This is a genomic window from Streptomyces sp. NPDC057900, from assembly GCF_042887885.1.
Taxonomy (GTDB): domain Bacteria; phylum Actinomycetota; class Actinomycetes; order Streptomycetales; family Streptomycetaceae; genus Streptomyces.
Genome location: NZ_JBHVOI010000019.1, coordinates 54,072 through 79,318, shown reverse-complemented (window position 1 = coordinate 79,318; position 25,247 = coordinate 54,072). Strand labels below are relative to the sequence as shown.

Sequence of the window (25,247 nt, the reverse complement as noted above, 5' to 3'; positions counted from 1 at the left end):
CCGACCCGTGTCCTCCGCTGCGCTCCAGCCACCCCGGATGCGCCCCCAACTCCCCTGCGGGCAAGGCGTGCCACGCTGCGCGCGGCCCACCCACCAGGGCTCACGCCACAAGCAGCAGTAAGAGGAGGGGTGTGACGGGCAGTCGGGACGGGTGAGGCGTCGAACGCAGATGGGAGGGGGCGGATTGGGACTGGGGGCGCGTGCTTCAAAGATAGAGACTAGCTTAAGACTGGAATGGTGCCCGGCCACCCCTGACCAGCAGAAAGGGCGTTCGCGGAATGCTTCGAATATACCCCAGGTGATTAGAGAGAATGCGCGCGGGATTGCTGAATGCTGGGCTAAATAACGGTCGGAGAAATGCTGGGAAAGGTGAATGGGTGCGTGCGCGAGTGATTAGCCGAAATGGTCCGGGTGGCGTTCGGCTGCCGGTGGTGATGAGGGATGCGCGCGGCGGGGTACTGGTGAGGGGTGCCGTCGCTGGCGTGTGGTCGACCCCCGGCGCGGGTGCTCGCCGGGGCACACGGATCCGCGGTGGCTCGCCTCGCGCGCGTCTTACTGATAAAAGGGCACCGCGCGGAAACATGGTCTGACCTGCGGTTTTGTGAGAGGCGATGTGTTGGCCCTGACACATCGACCTGCGGTTTTGTGCCTCCTCCGACACAGCAGCACCGCATTTGGCCCTGCAGAGAGGTACAAAATCCGTTCTGCCTGCTCAGAGCCACATTCCATCGTCACCGCGTCGAAGGTGGTGTGTCGGCGTCGACACCATGGGGCCACGCCGACAGGGACAAAGGTCCCTCTGGACGGGGACAATCTCGGCTAGGGTCACGGGGACCACACGAGATCGAGCAGCAGGAGCCAGGGTGCCCGGGGACGCGAGTCGCTCCACCAGCAGAGGCCGGCGGTCGGTGGAGCGCGGTGAGCCCGTGACGTCGCCGCTGGCGGACAGCTTTGCTAAGGCCCTGGACCGTACGCCGCCGAAGGCCGGTCGGCCGGTGCGGTCGGCAAAGGTCGACTACACGTACCGAGCCCCGCACGACGCGTGGGGCTCCCGCGGCTTCAGCATGGTCAGCAACGCCTTCCTCGCCGACGTCCTGGCCGTGCTGATCGCCCGGTACGGGATGTCGCCGGTCCAGTCGGCGGTCCTGCTGTTCTGCATGGGCCGCCAGGTCGAGGGCCGCCTGAAGATCACCCATGTCAAGGTCGCCAAGCACCTCGGAGTCGAGCGTGCGAACGTCACCCGGGCGCTGGGCAGCTTGGAGAACTGGCACATGCTCCAGCGCCGGGCCAACTCGGTGATCGTGGTCAACCCGCTGATCTGCTTCAAGGGCAACGGCGACCTCCAGGAAGAGGCCCTGGAGCAGCTGCGCCAGGACGCCAGGGCCGCGCTCCGGAAGCACTTCCCGGAGATGCGGGAAGATGTGATGGCGCTGGAGAAGGCGGCGAGCGAGCGCTTCCCGGAGTTCACGGCCCCGGCCGCGCCGGCCCCGCGTACGCGGCAGCTGGCGTTCGGCGACAACGATGTGGAGGAGCAGGCATGCTGATCCAAGCTCACCTCGGGTACGCGCAGCTGCACCGCCTGGAGCTCTCCAAGGCCAACTACGACCTCCTGAGCGCGATGACCGAGGTCCAGCGCCCCGGCGGCGAGGTGAACGCCTCACAGGCCGAATTGCGGGCGCGTGTGGGCCTCAGCAAGAACCGCACGTCCATCGCGATGAACCAGTTGGTCGAGCGGAACATCGTCCTGCGGCCCGAGGGCCGCTACCGCAGCTACTTCATCCACCCGTACTTCGCCGGGTACGAGACCGTCGAGGAGATGGAAGAGGCGCTGCGCGACGCGATCGAGGCGATCCGCGCCGGCGAACTCGCCGAGCCCTGCGTCCCCGCCCCGCAGCGTCACCTCACGGCCGTGCCCACCCGCCGGACCGCGTAGCCGGGCAGCCCGAAGTCAGCGGCGCCGCATCCTCCCGAGGGGTGCGGCGCCGCTTCGCGTTGCGGGCGGGGTGTGTCGGATCGGTGCACACGGTTCCTGGGGGCGGGAAACGCGCAGGTCGGAAGCCCGCGAAAAGAAACATGAGCGGGCCCCTTCCCTGAGTGTATGAAATTCCATACAGTGTATTGAAGTTCATACACTTTCGGGAGGACCCACCGTGTTACTCGCCCTCGTCACCGCCGCCATCGCCGTCGTCGGCACGCTGCTCGGCTCGCTCATCAGCGGCCGCTTCCAGGAGCGGGCCGCCGAACGGTCCGTCCGCGTGAACCACGGCGAGACGATCCGGCGGGACCGCCTGGAGGCCGTCACCGCGCTGGCCTGCGCCGCCAGCGACCACCGCCGCACGATGTGGATGCGCGGCGACGCCGTCCTCAAGGGCTCCGGCGCCGAACTGATCCAGTCGCTGCGCCGGGAGAGCCACCAGACCCGCTCGCAGGTCACCCGGCCGCTGGTCGCGATGCGCGTGCTGATCACGGACGCGGCCGTGCGCACCGCCGCCGACCACATGATCACGCTGACGTACGCGATCCGAGACCACTTCGGCAGCACCGAGGAGCTCACCGCGGCGCGGGAGGCCGCGATGGTCGCCCACGACCAGTTCGTGGACACCGCCGCCCGCTATCTCGCCCAGCACGACTGACCGCTCCACCGCCGTGCTCGCCGGGAGGCCGGCCCCGAATGTCATCGCTCTCCGGTACGCACTCCACCGCCACCTTCCCCCGCCCACCGCGCACCTGATCGGAGTCCTCATGGAGCAGCAGTCGACGTCCCTCGCCCGGATCGGCACCATCGAGACGGGGATCGAACGGACCGGCACCACCTGCGTCGGTGAGGACCTGGCCGTGCTCGCCCCGGCCTCGGCCGCCGCGCTCAACCTGCTCGCCGACGCCGTCCGGCGCGGCGGCGCCGACCACGACGACATCGTCCAGGCGCTCAAGGCCGCCGGTGTCCACGAGGCGTTCGCCGGGGTCTTCGACGCCGCCTCCGAGCGCGTGATGGACGCGGCCGACGACCCGTACGACTTCGACGTGCGGCTGCACGCCGACAACCTCGCCGGGGCCGCGGGCGACGTCCGGCGCGCCTTCCAGTGGCTCTGACACCCTCCCGCCCCTCACCGCCCCCAGGAGCGCCCGCGATGCTCACCGTGGCCATCACCTCGTTCGGCTACCTGCACGGCCCGCAGCCGGACGCCCGCGCCTGCTACGACCTGCGCCACCAGTTCCGCGACCCCCACCTGCGTCCGGAGCTGCGCTACCTCACCGCCCGGGACGCCCCCGTGCGCGAGGCGGTGATGGCCACCGATGGCGTCCTGGCGCTCGTGTACGCCATCGCCGCCACCGTGGACGCCTACCTCGCCGGGCCGCGCCAGGACGAGCCGCTGACCGTCGCGGTCGGCTGCGCGGGCGGCCGGCACCGCTCCGCGACGGTGGCCGACGCGCTCGCCGCCGCCCTGTCCGGCGACACCGAGACCGCCGCCGCGTACCAGGTCGTCGACCTGGCCGACCGGTACAAGGACCGCGGCCTGGCCGTCGACGTCCACCACCGCGACCTCGCCAAGGACGTCGTCGACCGCTGAACCCCGCCCCGCCCCGCCCCGCACCACCAGGAGGAGAGCCCGGTGACCACCGAGCCTGAGCACACCGATCCCGTCCCCGCCCCCGACCTCACGATCCCGCTGTCTCTCGCCGACGCCCAGGCCCTGGGCGACGACGTCGGGCAGCTCGCCATGCGGCTCGGTGCCGTCCTGTACGGCCTGGCGCAGCTGCGCGCCGGCGGGGCGAGCACCGAGGACCTCGCGACCACCGTGCTGATGTCCGACGGGCTGATGAACCGGCTGGAGGGCATCCGGGACGCCGCCGTGCGGCAGCACGCCGCCCGGGGCGGCTCGTACGGCGAGCTGGCGAGTTCCATGAGCGTCACCCGGGCCACCGCGCAGTCCCGCCGCGACACCCTGCTGAAGAAGCAGCCGACCGAGATGGAGCGGTGGGCCACCGACGGCGACTGACCGCCGTGCAGCAGGCCCACGGACCGGGTGCTGCGCGGCTGTGCTGCCCCGCTGCACCGGCCCTGCTGCACGAGCAGCACCCGTGTGCCGCCCGGCCGCCGGCTCGCCGTGCAGCACCCCGCCGCCCGACGTGCAGCAGACGCAGCAGCGCCCCGGACCGTCGTGGTCCGGGGCGCTGCTGCATGTGCTGCTCAGGCCTCGACGTACGCCACGATCGTGATGGTCCGCAGGGCGGTGACGTAGTAGATCACCCGGACTCCGTCGACCTCGTCCGCGTAGTCGCGCAGCAGGGTGCTGGGCACCTCGGTGCCCAGCTCCGGGTTGACGCTGATGGCGACGATCGCGCGGTCCAGGCGGTGCGTCTCGTGCGCGGTGAGCTTGGCGAGCTGGGTGAGCGCGGGCTCCACCATGACGACCTGGGAGCGGCGCGCGTCGTGCTCAGGCGACACGGGGCTGCTCGTCCGCGAGGCGGGCGAGGTGGGCGTCGCGGACGGTTTCCCACGGCACGCCGGACTCTGCGGCCGGGTAGCCGTTGGCGGCGATGTCCTCCAAGACAGAGGCGAGGACGTCGACCCGGGCCCGCTGGTCGGCCGCGTAGGCGCGGACCGATTCGGCGGCGTGCTCATCGAGGGGCTGGCGGGCGGGCGCGGGGGCCGGCTGCTGGCTCATCCGGGGCTCCTGGGCGGTTGCTGGCGTGTCTGTTCACGGTAGCGCCGGGGCGGGGCGCTCCGGGACGGTACGGACGAAACCCGGCGGCGGGCGGCGGCGCCCGGCGGGGAGGACCCTGGAGGTATGCGCACCAAGGACGTCCGGGTGGGCGAGACCTACCGCTGCGAGGTGCCGTATCGCCGGTACCGGCCGGAGACGATGGGCGACTCCTGGTGGCCGCTGAGCTGGCTGCGCGGGACGTACTTCCCGCTGTCCGTGGTCGACGTGGACACCGCCGCCCGGACCGCGCACGGCCTGGTGATGAGGGCGAGCACCCGGGTCACGGTGCACCTCACCGAGGACCAGGCGCAGGAGACCGGCCTCCCGCCAGGGGGCGGCTACCAGGTCTCCGGGATGCTCCTGGACGCCGAGGGCGAGCCCGTCGAACTGCCCCGGATCGGCACCCTGACCGTGCCGCTGCGCTGGCTCCACCCGGTGGATATGCCCGTCTCCACCAGCCACCACGACGCCTCGGTCCGGCAGATCCCCTGACTCACCCCCGCACGGAGCGTGATCACCCCCGGAGGGGTTGTCACGCTGTCGCGCCTGTCACGCTGAAACAGCCCGGAGCGGGGTTTCCAGGCTGTTTCCATGCTGGAATGACCTAATTGATGGGCTTTCGGGCGGGGGCTGTCACGCGGTCTTCCGGCAACGTGACAACCGACGTGACAGGGGGCGTGACAACCGATTGTCACCTTCGGTGAGCGTGACAGGCGGGTACGGCACCCGGGTGTCCGCCCGCCCGGCGGCCCGGGTGTCCCGTGCCATCGAACCTGGATCGTTTGCCACTGAAGTTGGACGACCGGTGGGTTTGTGACAGCGAAGTTGGACCGGACCGGGATCCGCTGTTCGAGGCTCCGCCTCGATGGCGGGTGAATCGGACTGTTGGGCGACCCCGTTGTCCCCCGGCCCGGAGGCCCGGAATGATTGAGGTATGGACATCGCGGATCAACTGGTGCTGTCGGCGGGCGACGGCGACGTGATCGAGGTAGCCCGGCTGCTAGGGCAGGGTGCCGTGGTGGACGCGCCGAACTGTGATGGGCGTACGGCGCTGGACCGGGCGGTGGAGCAGGGGCATGCCGATGTTGTCCGCCGACTCGTCGGAGCGGGTGCCGATCTGGAGCAGCAGGCGGGTGAGTACCAGGAGTCGACGCCGCTATGTCTGGCGGCGAGCCAGGGGCACACGGCGGTTGTCGGGGTTCTTCTTGATGCCGGTGCCCGTACCGGAGCCCAGGGCCGGCTGGGCTACGTACCGCTGGTGCTGGCAGCCACGACCGGCGACGAGGGGCACCCGGAAACGGTGGACCTTCTGCTGGACCGAGGGGTGGAAATCAACGCGGTGATGAAGCACAAGACCGCCCTTGACTGGGCGGTCGGATTCAGGCAGGAAGAGATGGTGCACCGCCTGCTCGGCCGAAGTGCCATCCCCTCGGCCGAGACCCTGGCCGCCGCACGTGAGCATCTCGGACGTCATCCGGAGCGTCGGCGGAAGACCGAACGCATCGCTCTCGCCCTCCTTGCTGTGGATGTCGCGTCCGGCACGGACCAAGAGACCGGGACGGAAGCCGGGAATCCGGCGTAGCGATCGCTCAGGGGCACCAGCACGGCCCAACTTCGCTGTCACAGAACCACTGGTCGTCCAACTTCAGTGGCAAATGTCCCGTCTCAGGCGATCTGGTCCCTGTCTCAGTTGATCTGGTCCGATTCGCTCGTCGTCTCAGATGATCTGGTCCACTGCTGCTGTCGGTGAGGGGTGGCAGGCTGCGCCCATGAGCTATGACCTTGCTGTGTGGGAGGGCGAGCGGCCGGCGGATGACGCCTCTGCCGCCCGGTGCTTCACCGATCTGTACGACCGGTACATCGACACGGAGGGGCCCGCGGTTCCTCCGGTCGAGCGAGTAGCGGCCTTCGTGGCCGCGCTTCTGGAACGGTGGCCGGATCTCGCTGAAGACGATGACGACACCTCGCCGTGGTCAACCAGTCCGCTGATCGGAGAGGCCCGCGGTCCGCTGATCTACTTCCCCATGCGCTGGACCATGGCCGAGGAAGCATCTGCCTTTGCGGCGGGGATTGCTTCGTCGATGGGTCTCAACTGCTTCGACCCGCAGTCCCGGCAGCTCCGACCCTAACGTCGGATTGGGCCCAGCACACCTTCCGAGCCAGCACGTTCCAGCACCACCGAGCTCTCCTGACTGCCGTTCGTAGGGAACCCGCCAAGCACGGCCTCGACGGCTCCTTCGCCACGACCACCGCCTTCATCCTGGGACTGGACGCAGGAACCTCATGGGGCTTGCTCACCGGGTTCCGGGAATGGCTCGTGCTCCGGCTCAACCGAGGTAACGACCTCTCATGGCCTGCTCTCGTCCGTCATCTCGCCCCCGGCGGCTGGATCCACCCACTCACGCCCCAGGCCGACACCGAGACCGTGATCACCCTCCACCAGCTCCTGAGCGAGTTCTTCCTCGCAAGAGAGCAGGCGGACGGACTCTCCACGATCTTCAGGACCTACCACTCCTGGCTGGCCACCCAGGCATAGCACCCGGTCAAAACAGTAGAGACGGACCAGATCAACTGAGACGACACACGCCATTCGTGCTCTGCGGACCAGATCAACTGAGATTTCTGGCACTCAGCCGTCTCAACTGATCTGGTCGTCCCAGGTCACAGGCCCAGCCTCGGACCAGATCATCTGAGAAGGGACAGCAAACGGTCCAGGTTCGATGGCACGGGACACCGGGTCAGTCCAGGTCGACGCTGGCGAGGGTGACCGCGAGCGCGATGTGGGGGACCGCGTGCAGGCAGAGTTCCGCGGCCGCGCTCGTGTCGGACGCGGTGCGCACCTCCTGCAACGTCAGGAGACCGATCAGCACTGCGGAGTCGACCGCGTCGTCCAGAACCTCGTCCTCGGTGAACTCGCCGCTGGCCACCAGCTCTTGGACCAAGGCGACGGCCTCCTGCGGATCGTGCCGCCAGCGAGCGGCGACGTCCTCACCGGCACTCGCCAGCTCCATGGCCGCGGCCTGCCCGTGCGGGCCGAGCGGGCCGTCCGGCTCGAAGACCTCCCCGGCCGCCGCCAAGGCGCACCGCGCGGCGAAGGTTCGCCCGGCCGCCGCCCGCTCCCGCGCCACGGCGGCCGGCCACCGGGCGTCGTCCTCGGCTCGGGCCATGTCCAGCAGTGGGGCGGCGCTGAGGCTGACCTGAAGGCACGGCAGGAGGTCCACCTCCACGCCCTCCTGGCCGGGCGGGGCGGCGGCGATCGGCTGGTAGACCGTGCCCGCCGCTTCGGCGCAGGCGCCGATCAGCTGGGTCAGGGCGGCGATCAGCCGAGCGTTGCGGCGCCGACGGGTGGGGAGGTCCAGGTCCGGTGTCATGGTCACCCCGGCACTATGCCGTGCCCGGGACGGCCGTGGTCCCGGGCACGGGTGCCGGTGATCAGTTCGAGAGCGGCGGCCAGACGTGGGGTTCACGGCACTGCCCGCAGACGACGCACCCGCCGCAGCCCTCGCCCACTGCTTCGGCAGCCGCCGGCTTTCGCAGATCGGGTTGTAGTCGGGGTCGTCGTCGCCGGGGTAGAGGCTCTCGCCGAAGGGCGGCTCGGTCCAGGCGATGACCGAGCCGTCGGCGAGCAGGTCCTCGTAGTGGTGGCCGATCTCGCTGTGCTCGCTCCAGGTAGCCACCACCACCTCGTCCGCCGCGCTCACGCCGTGCCGCCCTTCACCGCGGCCGCGGTCTCCAGCCACGCGGCGAGCGCGGTCGTGGCGGCCGGGTCGGCCTGGGCGAGGCGCCCGGCGAACTCGAGGTCGCCGTCGACCGAGCCGGTGCGGGCGAGAGCGGCGAGCAGCGCGGCGTGGGCGCGCACCGGAACGGACAGCGAGCCGACGGCGGCCGTGCGGGCGGCCGGGTCGGCGTAGTGGCCGGACTGGTCGGCGAGGGAGCGGGCGAGCCAGGCGTCGACCTCCGCGGCACGGTAGTCGCGGTTCTCCTCCAGGAGGTCGCGGGCGGCTTCGTCCCCGGCCCGGCTCGGGACGCTGCGATCAAGTCGGCCGGCCCCGCCCAGCCGGGCGAGTTCTTCGGCCCGGTCGGCGAGCTGCTGCTGCTCCTGGCGGCGCTGCTGCTCGGCTTCCTCGCGGCGGCGGTCTTCGGCGAGCTCCTCCTGGACGACGACGTCGGCGTCCGGGTCGTACGGGCCGCCGGTCGCGGCGAGCAGCTGCACGACGCGCTGCCACTCCGCGAGCTCCGCAGCACGGCGGCCGCCGTCGTCGAAGGCGGATTCGTCGCGGCGGTCCAGGTGCGCCTGCTGTTCCGCTGCTTCGAGCCCGGCCACCGCCTCGCCGTGCGTCATGCCCCGCGCGCGGCGCCGTACCGAGGACCGGCCGATCTTCGCGTAGTCGATCGGCGCGCGCGGGGCGTCGGCGCGGCCGCGGGCCTCGGGGACACGGCGCGGCCGCCACCCGTCGTACGTGGTCATCGGGACTCGCTTTCAGGTCGGAAACGGAAATGAGGGCCCGGCCGGTAATGCGGATGGGCGGGCCGGTCCCACAGGTCTACCGCACCCCGGAATTACGCGCTGCTAAAACGTGATGTCCAACCGTTCCACGTCTGCGAATTTCACCTCCAGGCCCGCACGGCCGCCACCGCCTTGACGGAAATAGGCGTCCGCGATGGCCTCAGCGACCGCGTCGTGCAGATCGCTCTCCGTCGCACTCTCCTCCTGTGCGGCGATGATGGCGGCGGCGTGGGAGGGGCTGACGGCGACCGTGATGTCCCGTACGCGACCCGCGTCCGAGGTGCCCTCCGGACCGAGGCCGAAGTACGCCCGACACGAGATAATCAGCCCGCCCGTGGACGCCGCGCGCTGCCTGGCCTGCGCCCTGACCTGCGGTTGCCACTCCGACTCGGTCTCTTCCACCAGCGCGGCTTGGAGGCGCTTGTTGGGCTTGGTGGAGGCTCCCGAGAGGTAGCGCTGCACCGTCTTGCGGGAGACGCCCAGCCGCTCGGCCAGGGACTTGGTGGAGCCCCTTTCCCGCGTGCGAAGGAATTTCATCTGCGCTCGCGCGGATTTCGGTGCGGGGCGGGTGAACAGGGCCCGCTCCGCGCGGGCGAGGCCGTCCAGGATCTTGGCGCGGGTCCGGGCCGCGCGCGTCACGTCGTCATCAGTCATGTGATCATTCCGCCCGGCCGGGCCTGTGGACAGAGATCAGCCACGTCCCGAAGGGCGCGCACCTGCTGACGGAATGAATGGGCGACGGAGCTTAAGCCCTTCCCGGCTCTATGCATGACGAGTCCGGAAGCGATGCTGCGGTCAGCCGTTGTGTGCTGTGCGGCTGGAAAGTACCCGGGTAGGTGTCCGGCACCGCTACAAAGGGGGCTGTCACAGTGTCGGCTGACCGGCGACGCCTTCTGCTGAGGCAGGGGTGAGCTCGCCGACGGCCCGCGAGGGAGGGAAGATCGCATGGCAGAGACCGCACTGGTCGCCGCGCTACAGAACGTCATCGGCCACTACATGACCGCTGTCGCCGAGAAGCTGCTCGCCGAGGGAACGCCCGTTAGCTCGATCTCTACTTTTGCCCGGTACGACGACGAGGAGCAAGGTAAGTACCACGATGATGTGGAGGGCGGGATTCTGCTCAACGGCAGTTTCACTCGCCGGTGGCTTCCGAACGCCGAGACTGGCCTGCACTGGTCGGCGACGTCCGGCTGGTGCTTGTGGACCATCCTCAAGGACTCGGCGGGCGGGGGCGGGGCCTTCTATGACGGGGCTCGTTGGCTGGGCGCTGGCCTGATTCCCGATCCCGAGCGAGTGGCGGCCTTCCTCTCCTCCGTACAGCTCGATCCGCAAGCCGCAGGTAGCAGCGACCGCCCCTTCTACCGTCAGCCCCTTCAGGACCTTCCCGGCCTGTGCGACCGGCTGCGGACGTACCAGCGTATTGAATACGGCAACCCGAGCTACGAGCTGCGCTTCGAAGACGCGCGCTGCGGAGCCTATTACGACCGCATGGTCAGGGCGCTCACCTCTGGTGATGACGGCATTGTCAACGTGCCCGTGCGCAGGAGCGAGCTGGAGGCGTTGCTGCACCTGCTGGAATTTGCCGAGGGCAGCAGTTACAAGCCCGTGCGTCTGTTCGCCGACCGCCTGGCCGGGGACATCGCACGGCGTGTCAGCGAACCCGGCAGCGTAAATGAGCACCGGGAGGCGCTGGCGTACGCGCGTGAGGCCAAGGAGCGGAGAGAGCAGGCGAAACGTCAGCAGAAGAACCACGACGAGGAGTAGGAGAGCCAGACAGCGGCCCCGGCTGGAGGGCGACGTTCGGCCCTGGGCTGCCGACGACCCGCGGCCGCGCCGCCGCTGGGCCTACGTGATGTCTGGGCTGGGTGGGGCCTGTCGTGGCAGGCCATTTGTAGGGTGTGAACCGCCGCGTTCCCCGGCAGCTGCTATGTCGGGTGTGACTGAGCATTTCATGCGGCGAGTTGAGCAGAGTATCGGTGTGGTGGGTGGGCGTCCTTGCAGTCAAAGATCAGGAAGATTCTGACTGAGTGTGGGGATCGCATTGTGTGCCTCTGAAGGTTGCGCGTCAGCGGGAGCAGGCTCGTTGCTGTCAAGATTGCGCTGCCGGTCTTTCGGGTCACCAGTTCTGGCCATCGGGCCTTTCCTGCGGCTATGTGCCAGGAAGATGAATTATCCGGTGAATCCGCCGGACAACCTGGCGAAGGGACTGGTTTCCATGCGGCAAAGAAGGTGGGCGTCACTAACGGGCGCTGCGCTCCTCGCTGTTACGGCACTGAGCGGCTCAGCGGCAGCGGCAGGCGCGCCTTCCACGGCCTCCGTGTGCGGTGATGCGTTCTATTCGAGCTTCGCCGAGGGGCACGCCTGGATCCGATACTGCGACAGCAAGACGTGGGCGTGGGCCGACGTGACGGATGACAAGGCAGACGGCAGGTGTCCGAGGCTGACAGCTCAGCTGATATCCGGCGGGAAGGTGAACTCCGCCGGGGTGGGGCCCAAGGGCTCGACCCAGTACCGGGAGGTCAGGGCTCCTGCCGGCAACCCGATCTACGTGGCGGGGCTCACCTGGGTCAGCTGCTGATCCCCTGAGCACGTCTTCAGCACCACACCGGCTTGTACCAGAAGCACTCGAATTCGGTGAGCGTGGCTGTCTACCGTTCCGCTTTCCTCATACCCGAGGAGTACCGACTTACCTCGTTCCCGCACGCGAGGCAATCTCAAGATTGGGCGTCCGAGTTCAGCGATGAGGGCGCGAGTGCGTAGATCTGTGACAACAGGGCCTCCCGGAATTGCTGGGTTCGGTTTGGGCTTCTGAGCCACCGAGAGGCCCTGTTTTCATCCGTCACCGCAGGAAGATCACCCCGGCGGGAAACTCGTTTGACTTGCACGTCTATCACCGGTTGGACCACCGCACGCGCCGGTCGCCAACTCACGCGATCACTCGCCAACCGAAGCGCTCAGTCACACCGGGGAACGCGGCGGTTCTGTGTGCGGGTGGCCTACAGCTCGATGTCGAGCCGTTCGACGTCGGTGAACTCCACGTCCAGGCCGTGCGCGCGGGTGTTGTTGGCGCGGAAGTACATCCGGGCGAGGCCGTCCGCGGCGATCTGCCGGAGCTGGTCCTCGGTGGCGCCCTGCTCGCGTGCACTGAACAGCTTGTCGGCGTACTGCGGCGGCAGGGCCTGGGTGATGTCCCGGATCCGGGCGTCGTCGGTCGTGCCCCCGGCGGATTCGAAGCCGAAGCGGGCGCGGGTGGAGACGACCAGCCCGCCCGTGGACGCCGCCTTCTTCCGCGCCTTCGCGCGGATCTGGGGCTGCCACCGCTTCTTCACCTCGCGCTCCAGGCGGCCGCGCAGGTCCTGGCGGGGCCGCTTCAGCTTGCCCGAGACGTACCGCTCCACGGTGCGCTGGGAGATCCCGAGCGCCTGGGCGGCGGCCTTGGTGCCCGTGAGCTGCTTGACCAGGTACTTCATCTGCGCCTGAGCGGACTGGGGGATGCGGCGGGTGAACGCCCCCTCCAGCGCGCGGTCCAGGCTGTCCCCGAGCGAGTCGACCATGTCCTACTCCCCTTCTCCTGCGCTCTGGTCGGTCTTGATGAGGTTGGAGATGTTGAAGACGCCGTCGCGCTCCTCGAACTGCTGCTCCGCCCACAGGACGGTCTGCGTGCCCTGGTGCTTGACCATCCCGGGCGAGACCCCGAGCCGGAACGTGCCCGGCGCCGGCTTGCCCTCGGGCGTGTGCGGCAGGACGTCCAGAGGGGACGGTCCGGGCGAGGGGTAGACGATGGCGTCGGTGCCGATCGCGACCGGGTAGAGGTCGGCGGCGGCCGCTGTCTTCATCAGCTTGCGATGCAGGCCGACCCTCTGGTTCGCGAGCACGGCGGCCCGGATGTCGGGGCGCCAGTTCACCCGTTCCAGCGCCGGGTACGGCTCGTAGTACGGCACCTGGCCCCGGCTGCGCTGGCGCAGCTTGCCGATCGCGCCCTTCGCCGTCGCCTTGATCGCGGTCTCCAGCAGCGCCATCGTCGGGTCGGCCTCCTTGCGCCGGGCCATCGCACTGAGGAACTCCTGGCCCTGGAGGTCGGTGGTAACGCCCATGTCGGCCATCGTGTCCACGTACGCGTCGCGCAGCCGCTTGTACCAGGAGTCCAGGTAGCGGCCGTTCTGGGTGCGGACGTACGCCTCGATCGGGGCGACGTCGAAGCCGAGCTCCACCGCGTAGGCGATGGTGGGTGTGGCGTACCAGGCCGGGCCGGTGGGGGTGTCGCCCTTCGGCGTGAACGGGCTCGGGAGCCGGGAGCCGTCGACCGTGCGGCCGTTGACCCGAGCGCGGGACAGGTCGACGTGGGAGAGGTCGACCAGCCACGAGCCGGGCAGCGCCGGGTCGAAATGCGGGTTGTTCTTCAGGTGGGTCGGCCCGTTCAGCCCCACTGTGAGGCTGTTCGCGGCTGCGGCGAACGACATGTTGAGGTCGACGACGACCAGGTAGGGGTTGGCGCACTCCTCATCGGTCAGCGGCCGGCACCAGTCGTACGGTTCCTCCATCAGCATCTGGCCCGGGGTGCGCAGGTGGTGCCGGGCGAACTGACCCTTGAGGACCGGGTGTTCGTCGGGGACCTCACACGGCACCACCGGGTAGAGCTGGGTGAGCGCGTCGTCGTTGTACGCCCGCTCGAACGCGCCGGTCGCAGGGTTCTTCGCCGCGCGGGTCGGCGGGCGCAGCGCGGTCATCAGCTCCAGGCCGGTCGTCGCGGTGGAGCCGCGCGGCGTCATCACCCGGGCCGCGTACAGCCCGAGGTACTGGACCAGCTCGGCCGGGTGCATCGTCAGCAGCAGCTCCGGGTCGTCCTTGCGCCCCCACTCGCGGACGTCCAGTGCGTGCCAGGGCAGGATGCACAGCTGGACGCAGCGCCGCTTGGAGCCCTCGGGGTCGCGGTAGAGCCGGGCCCACGGGCCGAAACCCCGCTGGGTCATCTGCAGGCCCGCGCGCTCGATCTGCTTGACCACCTTGTGGCCGGCCGGGATGCGGCCCGCGTGTCGCTCCTCCTCCGACAGGGCGGCGGGCAGGCCGAAGCGTTCCAGCGCGGCCGCGGTGAGGACGAGGATCGGGTCGGCGTCGCGCCCGTTGCGGTGCAGGCGGCCTTGCCCGAGGCGAGCTTCGCTCAGCGTCCAGTCGGCCAGGGCCGGGATGCTCTTGGCGGGCACGTCCAGGACCAGGCCGCCGACGCAGTACGCCGACACTTGCCCGTCCTCGCAGTCGATGACCGCGAGCGGCCCGTTCTCGAAGCGCGGGTCGACGTCGGCGGTCGCGGCCGCCGTGATCTTCTTCGCCACCACCTTCTTCGCACCCGGGCGCCGCGACGTCGACGGCCTGGTGGTGCTGCTCGCCTCGGTCGTCGGCCGGGACGGCACCGCGGCGGGTGCCGCGACCGGCTCCGGGGCCGGACCGGTGAACGCCTCCGGGACCGCCGGAGCCGGGGCGGCGGGCGCGTCGGAGACCTGGGCGGGGTAGCGGGCGGCGAGGCCCTCCAGCAGCCGGGCGTACGCGGCGCGCTTCGGCGGCCGTGGCTCGGTCCGCCCGGCCTCCCAGTTCCCGACCGCTTCCCGGCGGGCGTCCAGCGCCGTGGCGATCTGGGCCTGGCTTAGGCCCGCCGCCTCCCGCAGACGCTTGCGCTCCGCAGGGTCCGGCAGGTCGTCCTGCGCGACTTGCTCCAGCAGCGCATCGACGGCGCTGAACAGCTCGTTCTCAGTGGACACGGAAGTCACCTCCAGAAGAAAGCATACCTGATCGCTCGTCGACTCGCGTATTCAATCGCTCATGAATCACTCATGGATCGCTCATCGGTGATAGGTTCGACTGAAGATCACAGTCGTCCTGCCGGGCGGCAAGGAACCGCCGATGTCACCACCAGGGGGGAACGTTGAGGGAGCAGGCGAACTCTTCGGTCACGCTGTCTCGCGAGGAAAGCAACAAGGTGTTGACGAGCACGATCCTGCCGGAATGGGCGAGCGGTGTGCCCCCTCAGACCCATCCAGTAGTCGTCGTCGTGGGTGGTCAGCCCGGCGCTGGAAAGACACAGGCCTCGGATCTGATCGAGGCTGCGCTCGCCCGCCGGGGTGGTGCCGTGAGGATTTGCCGCGACCTCTACAAGCCCGCTCACCGCGAGTACGCCAGGTTCCTGGCCAGCGATGTCCGCACCGCAGGTGTGAACGTTCGACCGGACACCAGCCGCTGGCAGGCCCAGGTAGAAGAGCATGTTCGTACGAACCGTTTCGACGCGGTCGTCGAGTCCGCCCTTGCCTCTCTTTCGGAGTTCCGGGCCTCGTCTGCGGCCTACCGGCAGTCCGGGCACCGGATCGAGATCGTCGTGGTCGCGACCGCGGAAGCCTGGAGTCAGCTTGGAACCCTGGACCGGCTGCTGACCGGGGTAGCCAGTGGTGAGGGCGGCCGGTACGTGGCGTGGGACAACCTCGACACCTGCACAGCGGGGCTACCAAAAACGCTGTCGGCTGTCGAGGCTGAGCTGCTGGCTGACCGGATCACCGTGGTCCGGCGCGACGGCACGGTCCTGTACGACAACGAGCTCGTGGGCGGCACGTGGCAGCGCCGGACCGCAGCTGACCGAGCCGTGCTGCACGAGCAGCGCCGGCCGTGGAGCGCCCGGGAGACGGCAGCCTTCCACCGTGACCTCACGCATGCCGAGGTCCGCGTGCACCGAGACCTGCCCGAGGACGAGCGGCTGGCTGTTCACCGGGACGTCGGACGGGCCGCGGCGCTCGCCGAACCGGTCCGACGCATCGCCCAGCCCCGCCGGCAGTCTCCCGGAGTCGACTACCACCGGCTCTCCAACGCCGAACACCGGTGGGTCTTCGACGAGCTGATCGCGCCGTCGTACCTGAACGGCATCGTCGCCCGGGAGGATCCTCGGGCGGTGTACGTACTGGGCCAGCCCGGCGCCGGCAAGCTGCTCGCCACCAGGATGGTCCGGCGGGCGATGCGCCAGGGAACGACGCACCTGATGGGTGACGACTTCAAAATCTCGCACCCCGACTATTACCAGCTGCTGCGCGACGACCCCAGGAACGCCGGCGCAGCGATCCGAGCTGACTACCGAGCCTGGTTCGCCGAAGCCGAGGCTCACGTACGGGCTCGCAGCGGCGACATCCTCATCGAGGCCGCCCCCGGCAGCGTGACGGAATTCCTCAACAGCGCGCTCCCGTTCGCCGCTGGCGGCTACCCGGTCGAACTCGTGGTCCTGGCCGTCCGCGAGGCGGACAGCCTGCAGGCAACAGCTCTGCGCTACGCCCGCTCCCTCCAGATCGGCGGCATCGCCCGATTCACCACACGGGCTGGACACGGCACGTGCTTCCGTGCGCTGACCGACGTCGTCGATGTCGCCGAACACCATCCGCAGATCGCCGCCATCACCGTGATCCGGCGCGACGGACAAGCCCTGATGCGGCACGAAGCCGGCGGCGGCGCGGGACGGGCATCGTGGGCCCTGGCCGCGGAACGGGGGCGCCCGTACACCGCGCAGGAGGCTGCATCGTTCCTCCAGCTCCACCATGCGCTGCGCCGGGCGCTGCCCCGGCACCGCGCCGAGCTCGATGAGATGGTGGCGCTCGCCCGCCCGTTGATGCCGCTGCGGGCACAGCCGGCCCGGATCGACCGGCCGCACCCGACCGTCTGGCCCCTGCCCGTTCCGCATCGCCGGGCCTACGACTCGTTGAGCTCCTTCAGCCGGGCCGCGTAGACCGCGGCAATCCGGGCCGCCTCCGGCGTGTCGGCGGTCACCAGCTGTGCCTGATCGGCGAGTGCGGCCTCACGCTCGGCTTTCAGCTTCTCGATCCGCTCGTCGTCGGGGACCGGTGAACGGTTTTCGGACGCGAGCTGGGTGTTGTACCAGAGCACGATGTCCCGCACGATGCCTGCTGCCTGCTCATCCTCACCACCCTCCAGGTGCGAGAAGTCGACGTCCTGGGGTTGTTCGTTCGGGTCCGGCACGGTGCTGACCACCTCTGATGTTGATCTTGAATGGAGATGGCCATTGTCCTACCCAATCCCCCGCTCACGGCAGGAGCTCCACGTCGGCACACACGCGAAGGGCGGGAAGCCGTGCTGTGTCCGAGGCGCTGATCAGGAGATGCTGTCCCCGAAGGCCCGTGCCGGGAGACCCGGTTGGGCCATTGATCAACTACTGGGGGTGGCATGGCAGGCCGGGATTTGCGGGCGCTGTTCAGTACGAACGACCCGCACCTCGTCACCGAGGAGGCGTTCACGAACCGGCAGGCGCAGTGGGGCCTGGTCGCGGCCGCGCTCACTGAGCACCTGCAACACATCGCAGCCCCGGCTTTCGATGTCACGGACTTCGAGGCCCCACGCACCAACGTGCTGGTCTTCCACGGGGTCGGCGGCATCGGCAAATCCACGCTGTCGCGGAAACTTGAGGCCGCGCTCACCGGCGCCGAACACCGGCCATCCCAGTGGGGCGCTCCTGTCTGGTCGGGCGGGCGGATTCTGCCGATCCGGATCGACCTCGCACGATCAGCGGGCACCGACTTCGAACGCGTCATCCTGACCCTCCGGCTCGCCCTGGCCGAACTGGGCCATCCTCTGCCGGCCTTCGACCTCGCATTGCGCCGGTACTGGGAGCACCAGCACCCCGGCGAGCCGCTGGAGGATTACCTGAGCCGCAGTGGCCTCGCCGCCCGTGCCGGGAAGGCGCTGCCCCAGCAGATGCAGTCCGTACTCGCAGACGTCGCCCAGGCGCTGCTGCTGCCCGGCACCGTCGGATCCGTCGTCGGCGAAGTGACCGGCTCACTCGTACGGGCGCTGCGCGAACACCGCCAGTCCGTACGCGCCCTGGCCGGATGCACGCGGCTGGCCGACCTCCTGCAGGCCGAACCCGACATCGATGCCCTGTCCTACTACCCACACCTGCTGGCCTGGGAGCTCGCCCAGCTCCCGGCCAAGAAACGGGTCGTGCCGGTAATCCTGCTGGACACGTACGAGGACACCGGCGACCGCACCCACCGAGACCTGGAGCGCCTCCTGCAGCGCGTGGTCTGGCTCATGCCGAACGCGTTCTTCGTCATCACCGGCCGCTCCCGGCTGCAGTGGGCCGACGAAGGGCTGCAGGGACAGCTCGACTGGACCGGCCGAACCGCATGGCCCGGCCTGGCCGACCGCGACATCCCCCAGCCACGCCTCGCGGCCACCGCGCGCCCGCCGCGTCAGGTCTTGATCGGTGACTTCAGCCCCGAGGACTGCGCCGACTACCTCGCCCGACGGCTCACACGAAGCGGGCAGCCTCTCATCGATGAGGACCTGCGGACCGTGATCGCCGCCCGCTCCCACGGCCTGCCGCTCTACCTCGATCTTGCCGTACTGCGGTTCCTGGAGATCCGCCGTACCGGCCGCCGGCCACAGCCTGCTGATTTCGACGTCGACTTCCCCGCCCTGATCGCCCGCACCCTGTCCGACCTCACCCCCGAAGAACGCCATGTCCTGCGCTCCGTCGCGCTGCTGGACTCCTTCGACCTGCCTCTGGCGACCCGGGCCGCGGGCATGACCCACGAAGCGCCCGCGCTACGGCTGATCGAGCGCCCGTTCGTCCAGCACAACGAGTTCGGCCTGTGGCCGTTCCACCTTCATGCCCTGATCCGCTCCACCATCCGCACCGCGGACGACCAGACCGACGACCGCTGGTCACCACGGGACTGGCAGCAGGCAGCCGCACGCGCCTTCACGGGACTGGGCGAGCAGCGGGACACCAGCCCCGCCTCGGACCGGATGCTCCTGATCGGGTGCCTGCGCCAGGGGCTGGCTCTCGCCCGCGACTTCCGCCTGGACCTCGGCTGGCTCACCGACGCCGCCTGGGCCTACGTCAGCGACTCCGTATGGGAGCCCCTCAGCCCTGCGGCCGGGCAGGAGTCGGCCAACACCCCGGAAACGGCCGCTGACGCCCTGGTGGAACTGCTCAGCGCGCTCGCCCGCCGCCAACACGAGAGCCGCGAACGCACCGCTGACCGGCTCACCGCACTCGTGCACACCGGGCTGCTGCCTGCCGAACTTAACGAGATGGGCATCTACTACCTGGCCAAGGCACAACGCGACCTCGGACGCACCGAAGCCTCCCGGCACGGGATGCAGCTCGTGATGGAAGGGGGCGGCCGCCTCGCCCCTGCGGCCCGCCGCGGTCTGGCCCACCTGGCCCGCCTCGCCGGAGACTTCCCCGCCGCCCGCGCCGCGGCCGAGAACCTCGGCTGGGCCGGCCGCCAGCACCGCGTCCTGGGCGATGTCTTGTGGCCTCACGGCGACATCGACCGTGCGGCCGGTTCCTACGCAACCGCCCGCGACCAGGCCGACCAGCACGGCATCGCCGGCGAACGCGCCACCAGCCAGGCCCAGCGCGCTTTCACCCTGGCCTTCAGCGACCCCACCCTCGCCGACGATGAGATCCACTTGGCCCAGCAGCTCCTGACCGGGCTCGACCTCCGGGCCACCAGCCTCACCGTGCAGATCGCAGCCCTGGTACGCGACGCCGGCACCACCGAAAACCTCGCGGCCACCCGCGCACTGCGCGCCAGCATCCGTGACACCGGTATCACCGCGACCAGCGCCACGCTCGAACTCGCCCTCGCCTTCCACCACGCGGTCCGGGACGAGCCGGACGACGTACAAGCCGTCATCACCCGCCTGCGGGAGCTCACAGGGGCCGATGACCACAGCTTCTACGTCGACATCGCCCACTACATGGCCGATCTTCCGCTGCCCGGCCCTTCCCCCGTGGTCTGGCTCAGCAGCGCCCAATCCGTTCGCCGACACTGGCTGAACCTGGTTTCCGACCGACGCGAGCACCTGCACAGCACCCGATAGCACGCGTCGGCCCCTGCCCGGATCCGGGCAGGGGCCGAAGTCTTCTGCCGCTGTGGTCAGGCAGTGAGGTCCAGGATGCGGACCGGCTCTCCCGCCCACCGGTGCGGAGCGGTGGTGGCGATGATCGCACCGTCGGGACGCTCAGCCGTCGGCTGCGCCGCGTACTGGCTGTGAGCCGCAGCCCAGGTCTCCTGCTGTGCGACGGCCAGCGCGGCGGGCAGGTCCAGGTCCAGGACGGTGATGCCGGGCAGGGAGGCCAGGTGTTCGGCCGTGCCGGGCCGGGCCCGGTCCGCCTCCACGAGCGCGCAGGACGGGACGTACAGGAACCAGCCCGGTTCGGCATGGGCTCGGTGGATCAGCCGGGAGGCCAGAACGTTGCCCCCTCCCGCCGCAGCCATCGCCGTGTCGTCCAGAACGATGTGCATGGCATCGCTCACCGGGCGGTCACCTGTGCCAGGCGACGGTCCAGCTCACTGTCCAGGTCGTTCTGCTCAGCAGCGGTCGGGGCGTAGCCGTTCCACTCCTTCAGCACTGCCCGGGTCTTCTCGGCCCGCTCGGCCCGCTCGGCAGGAGTCAGCAGGGTCTCGGCCAGGCGCGCCAGATACGCGCGCAGCGACAACCCCTCCGAGGCCGCGATCGCGGCGAGCCGGTCCTTGGCTTCCTCGGGGATACGGACATTGGCATCAGACATCATCGTGCTCCTTCCCATCCCACAAGGGTACGGGTACGTACCCGTACCCAACAGCGCCCGTGCGCGCCTGCAGGAGCCGCTAGGCATTTCGCGGTGAGTACGCAGGTCAGAACCGCAACACGCCTACGTTGCAACCCGATGTTGCACCCTCGTGTTGCACACCTCTTTCGCGTGGCGAACCCGCTCGGCTGGTGAAGTCGGCCCTGGGCACGTCGTGCGTGGCAAGGCGACGGCCCGGTGCCAACGCCGCCCTACCCCGCACCCCCCCCGACTGGGTAGGAACTCTGTAGATCTCATGCGTTTCTTTAGGCAGCTCACGCCGCATAAGGATTCACCAGCCACAAGGCGCCATTGCGACTCCTTCATCACGCCCCGTACCTTCGGAGATTCGTTCATCCGGGGGGAGAGCATCGTGACTTCTGATCCGCACGAGGAGTACAGGGAAAAGTTTGCCCAATTCAGCCTAAAAGAAGCGGACCTGAGGGCGGCTAAGGCGCTTCAAAGGATTGGCTGGCTAATCCTTTTAGGTTCGCTGACTCTGACGGGGATACTTGGATATACCGTCATCGTCGGCCTGTGGAAATCGGACGATGGAATCACTCGATGGATCTCTCTGGCCATCGTCAACATCTTATGGATTGCGTGCTCATACTGGCTGTTTAACAACCATAAAAACCTTGCTACAAAAGCGAGTGCTTTTCGTGACGCGCTGCAACATCGCCAAACGGCGGCCGCTCAACTCCCCCTCGACACGACCTCGGGCCTGCGCGTCTACCGGGAGGCCTCGCTCGATGTCATCGCCTCCTACCGGGCGCAGGCGAGCCGCAACAGACGTGTACACAACATTTTTCAGCTACTCATCATCACCGGGTCAATTGTGGTTTCCACTCTCACGGCGATGAACGAGGGATCCAACACAGTCTTATCAACCTTTACCTCATCCTTGAGTGCCCTGGTCGGAATCTCCGCCGGAGTCACCGGCTACTTCAAGTTCCGAGAGCGCGGTACCACTTCACAGTCGACAGCAGACGACATCGAGAAGAATTACAACGCCAGCGGGTTCCAACTCGGTGACTACGCAGGACTGGAAGAGAATCCTCGGCTCGTCCAGTACGCAGCAACGGTCGAAAGGATCAAAGAAGAACAGCGGAAACGCGAAGTTCAACTGGAGCAGAGCACCTCACGTGACGAGCGCTCAGCGCAATGAGCGGCGGCGAAGAAGACACCGATCGCTCCCGGAAGCGGGCTGTATCGCTGACGACGGTCCGCTGGCTACTGGCACCGCGCTGGCAGTGGCGCACCCGCCGGTTGCGGGCCGCCCACGGATTCTCTCTGTCCTACGAATCCGCTTGGTGCCTGGTCGCCCTTGCCGACGACGTGGCCAACCTGCCCTACGTGCGGCGCCGCACCCGTCCTGTGCCCAGCGTGGCGCCGGGGGTGATGATCGATGTGTGGGCGCGGCTCGACTCGGCGGAACAGCAGAGGCGCCGGGCGTGGCTGACCCGGCACGGCCGAACCCCATTGCACCTGCTGGGAGTCCCGGAGGAACTGATCGAGCTGGCGGGCTTGCACATCACCGAGTGGGCGCTCCCGCCAGACGTGCCATCGATCTCGCTGGTTGTTCAGCAACGGTCCTGGCCAAAGAGAAGCGACTGACGGGCGAGGTGATGGATACGGCGCGACGCGTCGTTGTCCGCGTATTGGGTTGCTGAGTGCGGAGATCTGCAGTCGGCCGTGCCAGTGCCCAGTCCGCGCGCATCCGGCCGGGAGCTGGCTGATCATCTCGCTGACATGACATCACTCTGCGTGGCAGGGTCGGGATTGATCGGTTACGGCAGACGGAGGGGGATCCCGTGGATGCACGGATGTGGAACGGTCTGGTCGGCGTCGCGAAGGAGACGTACACCGCCTCGCTGGGCGAGGGGGCCGTGCCGCGCCCGCTGATGATGCCGCTGGCGCGCGGCGAGTTGGTCGGGCTGATCTGGGTCCGCCCGACCAAGGTCGGCCAGGACGCGCTCGCCGGGATCGCGGAGCTCGCGAACATCGCCGCGGCGTCCGGCGCGGACGAGATCGTCCTCGCCTGGGAGACCCACGACGTCGCCACCGCCTGCGATCTGCCCATCGTCGGCCCGGCGCCGTGCCTGAACATGGTGCTCGCCAGCCGCGACGGGCACGTCCTGCACCAGTTCCCCTACAGCGAGCAGCTCCTGTCCCGCAGCCCCGAGGGCTGGGCGGCGGTCACCCCCGACTGGAAGCCGGCCCCCGCGCCCCAGCCCGGCGGCGAGCTGGTCCCGCCCATCCAAGCCGCGGTGAACTTCTCCTTCACCCCGATCGAGCTGGACCACCCCGACCCGTTCGGCGTCACCGTCGTGCTGATGGAAGAGGACGGCTACCGCATCAGCCTCACCGAAGCGTTCGCCCGCTGATCCCGTGGCACGGGACTTCGACGACGACGCGCCCCGCCGCCTCCAGGACGCAGACGACCTGATCAACGCCCGCCAGCGGGACGAAGCCGAACGGACTCTCGCCCGCCAACGGGACGAAGCTGAACGGGTTCGCGCCCGCCAGCGGGACGACGACGAACGGATCTATGTGGTGACCACCAACCTCGTCATCGACGCCCAGGAGCAGCTCGCCCGGCGCCAGCTGCTGGACCGCATCTGGCGCGCGGGGGCGACCCTCAGCTGGCTGTCCTTACTCGCTGCGGTCATCGGCACAGGCATAGCCTGGGGCACCACAGGCGACCCGACGCGGTTCGTCGTGGGCGACCTGATCTGCGGCGGCCTGCTCCTGATGTCCGTGCTGACGCTGGTCGGCGTCTACTTCGCCGGGCGGGACGTGTCCAGCCTCCAGCGCCTTGAGGCGCATCTCGCCTCGCAGCAGGAGTCGCTGTGGAAGCAGATGGTCAGGAACAACCCGGACGTGGAGGACCGGCGCCAGCTCTACCGCGAGGAAGTCACGGCCGCAGTCGAGCAGTACCAGGCCGACAGCCGTAAGTACCGGACGATCCACAACGGCCTGCAGACCCTCATCATGATCGGCTCCGCGTCCACAACCACGATCGCGGCCCTTGACACCGGCAAGGAGCTGACCTGGCAAAGCGTCACCCTGACCGTCATCAGCTTCGCTATCACGGTGGCCGCGATGTTCACCGGCTACTACAAGTTCCGCGAGCGCAGCTACTTCCTCCAGCAGACCGCCGACGCCATCGAGGAGGAAGTGAACGCCGTCCGTCTCGGCATCGGTCACTACAGCGAGTACGGGCCCGGCCAGGAGGACGAGGCACTGAAGAAGTTCACCCAGCGCGTCGAAGACCACCGCAACGAACAGCGCCGCCGCCAGCAGCAGCTGGACCAGCCCGCCGACCAGGCCACCCTCTCCAGCCAACCGCCGGCGTGAGAAGGGTCGGCCGGCGCGGGCCGGGACGGGCGGTGGATGACTCTCGGTGCTCATGATTCCAGGCTGTTGCGCGGCAGGTGCTACCGCATTCGAACCACGGTCAGCGTGCCGTGCCGGCCCGACCCGGCAAGCACCTCAACCATCAGGTCGGTGTTGACGCGGGCATATGTCTCGCCCTCGGCCCGCCGTACTCCCGTCACAAATCCACGGGCGAGGGCCTCCCCGATACGGCCGGCGAGGACCGGCTCCAGCCGAGCGGAGATCCGAACCGGGCCCCCCTCATCACCGAAGAGAAGCGCCAGATGGTGGGGGCGCAGGTGCGGGCCTGCGAAGCCAACGACCAAAGCGTCCTGCGTGTCCGAGTGCCTGACCTTCGTCCAGCTTCGTCGCCCAGACGGGTAGCCGACCGATCCCTTCTTGGCCACAATCCCTTCGATGCCTCGCTCCTGCAGCACCTCGTACCAGTGGAGGGCCACCGCTCGGTCGTCGGTGGCGGGCACAGCCTGGATGGGCGGCCCGATGCTGGCCAGGATGTCCAGGAGATACGCGCGCCGGTCCGTATATGGCATCGCGCGGCAGTCCCCGATCGCAGGGTCGGGGTGCTGGAGGAGGTCCCACACCGCGTAGGAGGCCGGGTGCCGAACGGCGAGGGCGCGGGCCCGAGCTGGTCCGGATGCTGCACGGGACTGAGCCGCCCCGAAGTCGAGGCGGCCTTCCTTCCAGATCACCGCTTCTCCGTCGAGCACGGTCCCGGGGCGCAGTGCCATGGCGGCGACGGCCAGATCCATCCAACGCTGGGTGACGACCCGACCGGACCGGGCGTACAGGATCACGGTCTCCTCGGTGCGCCGCAGGACGGTGCGGTGCCCGTCGAATTTCGGCTCGTACCACCAGCCCGGACCGGTGGGCAGCGTCGGGACCGCCTGCGCCAGCGCGACCTTGACCGGGAACTCCACATCCCAATCCTTGAAGCATTCCGCCCCAGACGCTCGCCCGGCGGTCCGTACGGTCTATCCATCTGCGTGACTGACGCTCGGGTCAGTGGTGTGTGCGGCTGCAGGCGGCTGGG

Annotated in this window: 28 protein-coding genes; 17 read left to right on the top strand and 11 right to left on the bottom strand. The window is 69.1% G+C overall.

The genetic code is table 11. From position 1 onward, the window contains the following. Window positions 1-926 precede the first annotated feature (926 nt). From ACFVQ0_RS35840 to ACFVQ0_RS35815, 6 genes are all read left to right on the top strand, one after another. The gene (locus tag ACFVQ0_RS35840) at window positions 927-1,544 is read left to right on the top strand and encodes a replication/maintenance protein RepL (RefSeq protein WP_157854696.1); all 618 of its coding nucleotides are present in this window, start codon (window positions 927-929) and stop codon (window positions 1,542-1,544) included. Then, complete coding sequence (locus ACFVQ0_RS35835) at window positions 1,538-1,933, top strand: hypothetical protein (RefSeq protein WP_037664309.1); 396 nt, start codon at window positions 1,538-1,540, stop codon at window positions 1,931-1,933. Before ACFVQ0_RS35840 ends, ACFVQ0_RS35835 begins: the two co-directional genes overlap by 7 nt. A gap of 217 nt (window positions 1,934-2,150) precedes the next feature. Further along, window positions 2,151-2,633, top strand: coding sequence for a hypothetical protein (locus ACFVQ0_RS35830; RefSeq protein WP_390093378.1), 483 nt, complete (start codon window positions 2,151-2,153; stop codon window positions 2,631-2,633). Between the two features lie 109 nt (window positions 2,634-2,742). After that, entirely contained in the window at window positions 2,743-3,090 is a 348-nt protein-coding gene (locus tag ACFVQ0_RS35825; protein WP_390093377.1) for a hypothetical protein, read from the top strand. A gap of 38 nt (window positions 3,091-3,128) precedes the next feature. Beyond that, a complete protein-coding gene (locus ACFVQ0_RS35820) occupies window positions 3,129-3,569 on the top strand; it encodes an ATPase (protein ID WP_390093376.1) in 441 nt (146 codons plus the stop codon). Between the two features lie 42 nt (window positions 3,570-3,611). Beyond that, entirely contained in the window at window positions 3,612-3,998 is a 387-nt protein-coding gene (locus ACFVQ0_RS35815) for a hypothetical protein (RefSeq protein WP_390093375.1), read from the top strand. Between the two features lie 191 nt (window positions 3,999-4,189). Here the strand turns inward: ACFVQ0_RS35815 and ACFVQ0_RS35810 are convergent, their stop codons facing one another. Continuing rightward, a complete protein-coding gene (locus ACFVQ0_RS35810; protein ID WP_390093374.1) occupies window positions 4,190-4,447 on the bottom strand; it encodes a hypothetical protein in 258 nt (85 codons plus the stop codon). After that, window positions 4,437-4,667 carry a hypothetical protein gene (locus ACFVQ0_RS35805; protein WP_390093373.1) on the bottom strand — a complete coding sequence of 77 codons (231 nt, stop codon included), beginning with the start codon at window positions 4,665-4,667 and terminating at the stop codon, window positions 4,437-4,439. The genes ACFVQ0_RS35810 and ACFVQ0_RS35805 overlap by 11 nt, the downstream gene beginning before the upstream one ends. A 123-nt stretch (window positions 4,668-4,790) precedes the next feature. Between ACFVQ0_RS35805 and ACFVQ0_RS35800 the strand changes: the two genes are divergently transcribed. The 4 genes from ACFVQ0_RS35800 (at window position 4,791) to ACFVQ0_RS35785 (ending at window position 7,242) form a co-directional block, all read left to right on the top strand. Beyond that, entirely contained in the window at window positions 4,791-5,198 is a 408-nt protein-coding gene (locus tag ACFVQ0_RS35800) for a hypothetical protein (RefSeq protein ID WP_390093372.1), read from the top strand. A gap of 442 nt (window positions 5,199-5,640) precedes the next feature. Beyond that, window positions 5,641-6,288: an ankyrin repeat domain-containing protein gene (locus ACFVQ0_RS35795; protein WP_390093371.1), complete on the top strand. Its 648-nt coding sequence runs from the start codon at window positions 5,641-5,643 to the stop codon at window positions 6,286-6,288. Window positions 6,289-6,475: 187 nt separating this feature from the next. Continuing rightward, window positions 6,476-6,835, top strand: a complete 360-nt coding sequence (locus ACFVQ0_RS35790; protein ID WP_390093370.1) for a hypothetical protein — start codon at window positions 6,476-6,478, stop codon at window positions 6,833-6,835. A 161-nt stretch (window positions 6,836-6,996) separates the two neighbouring features. After that, window positions 6,997-7,242, top strand: a complete 246-nt coding sequence (locus ACFVQ0_RS35785) for a hypothetical protein (protein ID WP_390093369.1) — start codon at window positions 6,997-6,999, stop codon at window positions 7,240-7,242. A gap of 202 nt (window positions 7,243-7,444) precedes the next feature. Here the strand turns inward: ACFVQ0_RS35785 and ACFVQ0_RS35780 are convergent, their stop codons facing one another. The 3 genes from ACFVQ0_RS35780 to tpg (ACFVQ0_RS35770) all read right to left on the bottom strand — a co-directional run bounded on the left by ACFVQ0_RS35780 (window position 7,445) and on the right by tpg (ACFVQ0_RS35770) (window position 9,867). Next, the gene (locus ACFVQ0_RS35780) at window positions 7,445-8,407 is read right to left on the bottom strand and encodes a hypothetical protein (RefSeq protein WP_390093368.1); all 963 of its coding nucleotides are present in this window, start codon (window positions 8,405-8,407) and stop codon (window positions 7,445-7,447) included. After that, window positions 8,404-9,174: a hypothetical protein gene (locus tag ACFVQ0_RS35775; RefSeq protein ID WP_390093367.1), complete on the bottom strand. Its 771-nt coding sequence runs from the start codon at window positions 9,172-9,174 to the stop codon at window positions 8,404-8,406. Before ACFVQ0_RS35775 ends, ACFVQ0_RS35780 begins: the two co-directional genes overlap by 4 nt. 102 nt (window positions 9,175-9,276) lie before the next feature. After that, entirely contained in the window at window positions 9,277-9,867 is a 591-nt protein-coding gene (gene tpg / locus ACFVQ0_RS35770; protein WP_390093366.1) for a telomere-protecting terminal protein Tpg, read from the bottom strand. Between the two features lie 291 nt (window positions 9,868-10,158). Between tpg (ACFVQ0_RS35770) and ACFVQ0_RS35765 the strand changes: the two genes are divergently transcribed. After that, on the top strand, window positions 10,159-10,977 hold the full coding sequence (locus ACFVQ0_RS35765; RefSeq protein ID WP_390093365.1) for a hypothetical protein: 819 nt from the start codon (window positions 10,159-10,161) through the stop codon (window positions 10,975-10,977). Between the two features lie 1,232 nt (window positions 10,978-12,209). On the opposite strand, the gene tpg (ACFVQ0_RS35760) is transcribed toward ACFVQ0_RS35765, so the two are convergent. Together tpg (ACFVQ0_RS35760) and tap are read right to left on the bottom strand one after the other, a co-directional pair. Next, window positions 12,210-12,767, bottom strand: a complete 558-nt coding sequence (gene tpg, locus ACFVQ0_RS35760; RefSeq protein WP_390093364.1) for a telomere-protecting terminal protein Tpg — start codon at window positions 12,765-12,767, stop codon at window positions 12,210-12,212. A 3-nt stretch (window positions 12,768-12,770) separates the two neighbouring features. Further along, the gene (tap, locus tag ACFVQ0_RS35755) at window positions 12,771-14,966 is read right to left on the bottom strand and encodes a telomere-associated protein Tap (protein ID WP_390093363.1); all 2,196 of its coding nucleotides are present in this window, start codon (window positions 14,964-14,966) and stop codon (window positions 12,771-12,773) included. Between the two features lie 164 nt (window positions 14,967-15,130). On the opposite strand from tap, the gene ACFVQ0_RS35750 reads away from it, so the two are divergent. Continuing rightward, window positions 15,131-16,963: a zeta toxin family protein gene (locus tag ACFVQ0_RS35750; RefSeq protein WP_390093362.1), complete on the top strand. Its 1,833-nt coding sequence runs from the start codon at window positions 15,131-15,133 to the stop codon at window positions 16,961-16,963. On the opposite strand, the gene ACFVQ0_RS35745 is transcribed toward ACFVQ0_RS35750, so the two are convergent. Next, complete coding sequence (locus ACFVQ0_RS35745; RefSeq protein ID WP_390093361.1) at window positions 16,927-17,214, bottom strand: hypothetical protein; 288 nt, start codon at window positions 17,212-17,214, stop codon at window positions 16,927-16,929. The genes ACFVQ0_RS35750 and ACFVQ0_RS35745 overlap by 37 nt on opposite strands. A 204-nt stretch (window positions 17,215-17,418) precedes the next feature. Here ACFVQ0_RS35745 and ACFVQ0_RS35740 point away from each other — a divergent pair, with 204 nt between their 5' ends. Next, window positions 17,419-20,088, top strand: a complete 2,670-nt coding sequence (locus ACFVQ0_RS35740; protein WP_390093360.1) for an ATP/GTP-binding protein — start codon at window positions 17,419-17,421, stop codon at window positions 20,086-20,088. 56 nt (window positions 20,089-20,144) lie between these two features. Here the strand turns inward: ACFVQ0_RS35740 and ACFVQ0_RS35735 are convergent, their stop codons facing one another. Continuing rightward, entirely contained in the window at window positions 20,145-20,513 is a 369-nt protein-coding gene (locus ACFVQ0_RS35735; protein WP_390093380.1) for a hypothetical protein, read from the bottom strand. A gap of 8 nt (window positions 20,514-20,521) precedes the next feature. After that, the gene (locus tag ACFVQ0_RS35730; protein ID WP_390093359.1) at window positions 20,522-20,779 is read right to left on the bottom strand and encodes a hypothetical protein; all 258 of its coding nucleotides are present in this window, start codon (window positions 20,777-20,779) and stop codon (window positions 20,522-20,524) included. Window positions 20,780-21,191: 412 nt separating this feature from the next. On the opposite strand from ACFVQ0_RS35730, the gene ACFVQ0_RS35725 reads away from it, so the two are divergent. The 4 genes from ACFVQ0_RS35725 (at window position 21,192) to ACFVQ0_RS35710 (ending at window position 24,178) form a co-directional block, all read left to right on the top strand. Next, window positions 21,192-21,986, top strand: a complete 795-nt coding sequence (locus ACFVQ0_RS35725) for a DUF4231 domain-containing protein (RefSeq protein ID WP_390093358.1) — start codon at window positions 21,192-21,194, stop codon at window positions 21,984-21,986. After that, window positions 21,983-22,435 (top strand): hypothetical protein, encoded by a 453-nt coding sequence (locus ACFVQ0_RS35720; RefSeq protein WP_390093357.1) that lies wholly within the window; start codon window positions 21,983-21,985, stop codon window positions 22,433-22,435. The genes ACFVQ0_RS35725 and ACFVQ0_RS35720 overlap by 4 nt, the downstream gene beginning before the upstream one ends. A 209-nt stretch (window positions 22,436-22,644) precedes the next feature. Beyond that, window positions 22,645-23,205 carry a hypothetical protein gene (locus ACFVQ0_RS35715; protein ID WP_390093379.1) on the top strand — a complete coding sequence of 187 codons (561 nt, stop codon included), beginning with the start codon at window positions 22,645-22,647 and terminating at the stop codon, window positions 23,203-23,205. A 4-nt stretch (window positions 23,206-23,209) separates the two neighbouring features. Further along, the gene (locus tag ACFVQ0_RS35710) at window positions 23,210-24,178 is read left to right on the top strand and encodes a DUF4231 domain-containing protein (protein WP_390093356.1); all 969 of its coding nucleotides are present in this window, start codon (window positions 23,210-23,212) and stop codon (window positions 24,176-24,178) included. Between the two features lie 80 nt (window positions 24,179-24,258). Here the strand turns inward: ACFVQ0_RS35710 and ACFVQ0_RS35705 are convergent, their stop codons facing one another. Further along, window positions 24,259-25,134, bottom strand: coding sequence for a DNA ligase (locus ACFVQ0_RS35705; RefSeq protein WP_390093355.1), 876 nt, complete (start codon window positions 25,132-25,134; stop codon window positions 24,259-24,261). Window positions 25,135-25,247 lie beyond the last annotated feature (113 nt).

Bases quoted from the DNA above. Each gene is read 5' to 3' on its own strand.
- ACFVQ0_RS35835 (WP_037664309.1), top strand. From the start codon at position 1,538: ATGCTGATCCAAGCTCACCTCGGGTACGCGCAGCTGCACCGCCTGGAG.
- ACFVQ0_RS35735 (WP_390093380.1), bottom strand. From the start codon at position 20,513: ATGCACATCGTTCTGGACGACACGGCGATGGCTGCGGCGGGAGGGGGC.
- tpg (WP_390093364.1), bottom strand. From the start codon at position 12,767: ATGGTCGACTCGCTCGGGGACAGCCTGGACCGCGCGCTGGAGGGGGCG.
- ACFVQ0_RS35800 (WP_390093372.1), top strand. From the start codon at position 4,791: ATGCGCACCAAGGACGTCCGGGTGGGCGAGACCTACCGCTGCGAGGTG.
- ACFVQ0_RS35805 (WP_390093373.1), bottom strand. From the start codon at position 4,667: ATGAGCCAGCAGCCGGCCCCCGCGCCCGCCCGCCAGCCCCTCGATGAG.
- ACFVQ0_RS35790 (WP_390093370.1), top strand. From the start codon at position 6,476: ATGAGCTATGACCTTGCTGTGTGGGAGGGCGAGCGGCCGGCGGATGAC.
- ACFVQ0_RS35740 (WP_390093360.1), top strand. From the start codon at position 17,419: ATGGCAGGCCGGGATTTGCGGGCGCTGTTCAGTACGAACGACCCGCAC.
- ACFVQ0_RS35715 (WP_390093379.1), top strand. From the start codon at position 22,645: ATGTGGAACGGTCTGGTCGGCGTCGCGAAGGAGACGTACACCGCCTCG.
- ACFVQ0_RS35720 (WP_390093357.1), top strand. From the start codon at position 21,983: ATGAGCGGCGGCGAAGAAGACACCGATCGCTCCCGGAAGCGGGCTGTA.
- ACFVQ0_RS35730 (WP_390093359.1), bottom strand. From the start codon at position 20,779: ATGTCTGATGCCAATGTCCGTATCCCCGAGGAAGCCAAGGACCGGCTC.
- ACFVQ0_RS35765 (WP_390093365.1), top strand. From the start codon at position 10,159: ATGGCAGAGACCGCACTGGTCGCCGCGCTACAGAACGTCATCGGCCAC.
- tpg (WP_390093366.1), bottom strand. From the start codon at position 9,867: ATGACTGATGACGACGTGACGCGCGCGGCCCGGACCCGCGCCAAGATC.
- ACFVQ0_RS35795 (WP_390093371.1), top strand. From the start codon at position 5,641: ATGGACATCGCGGATCAACTGGTGCTGTCGGCGGGCGACGGCGACGTG.
- ACFVQ0_RS35775 (WP_390093367.1), bottom strand. From the start codon at position 9,174: ATGACCACGTACGACGGGTGGCGGCCGCGCCGTGTCCCCGAGGCCCGC.
- ACFVQ0_RS35825 (WP_390093377.1), top strand. From the start codon at position 2,743: ATGGAGCAGCAGTCGACGTCCCTCGCCCGGATCGGCACCATCGAGACG.
- ACFVQ0_RS35820 (WP_390093376.1), top strand. From the start codon at position 3,129: ATGCTCACCGTGGCCATCACCTCGTTCGGCTACCTGCACGGCCCGCAG.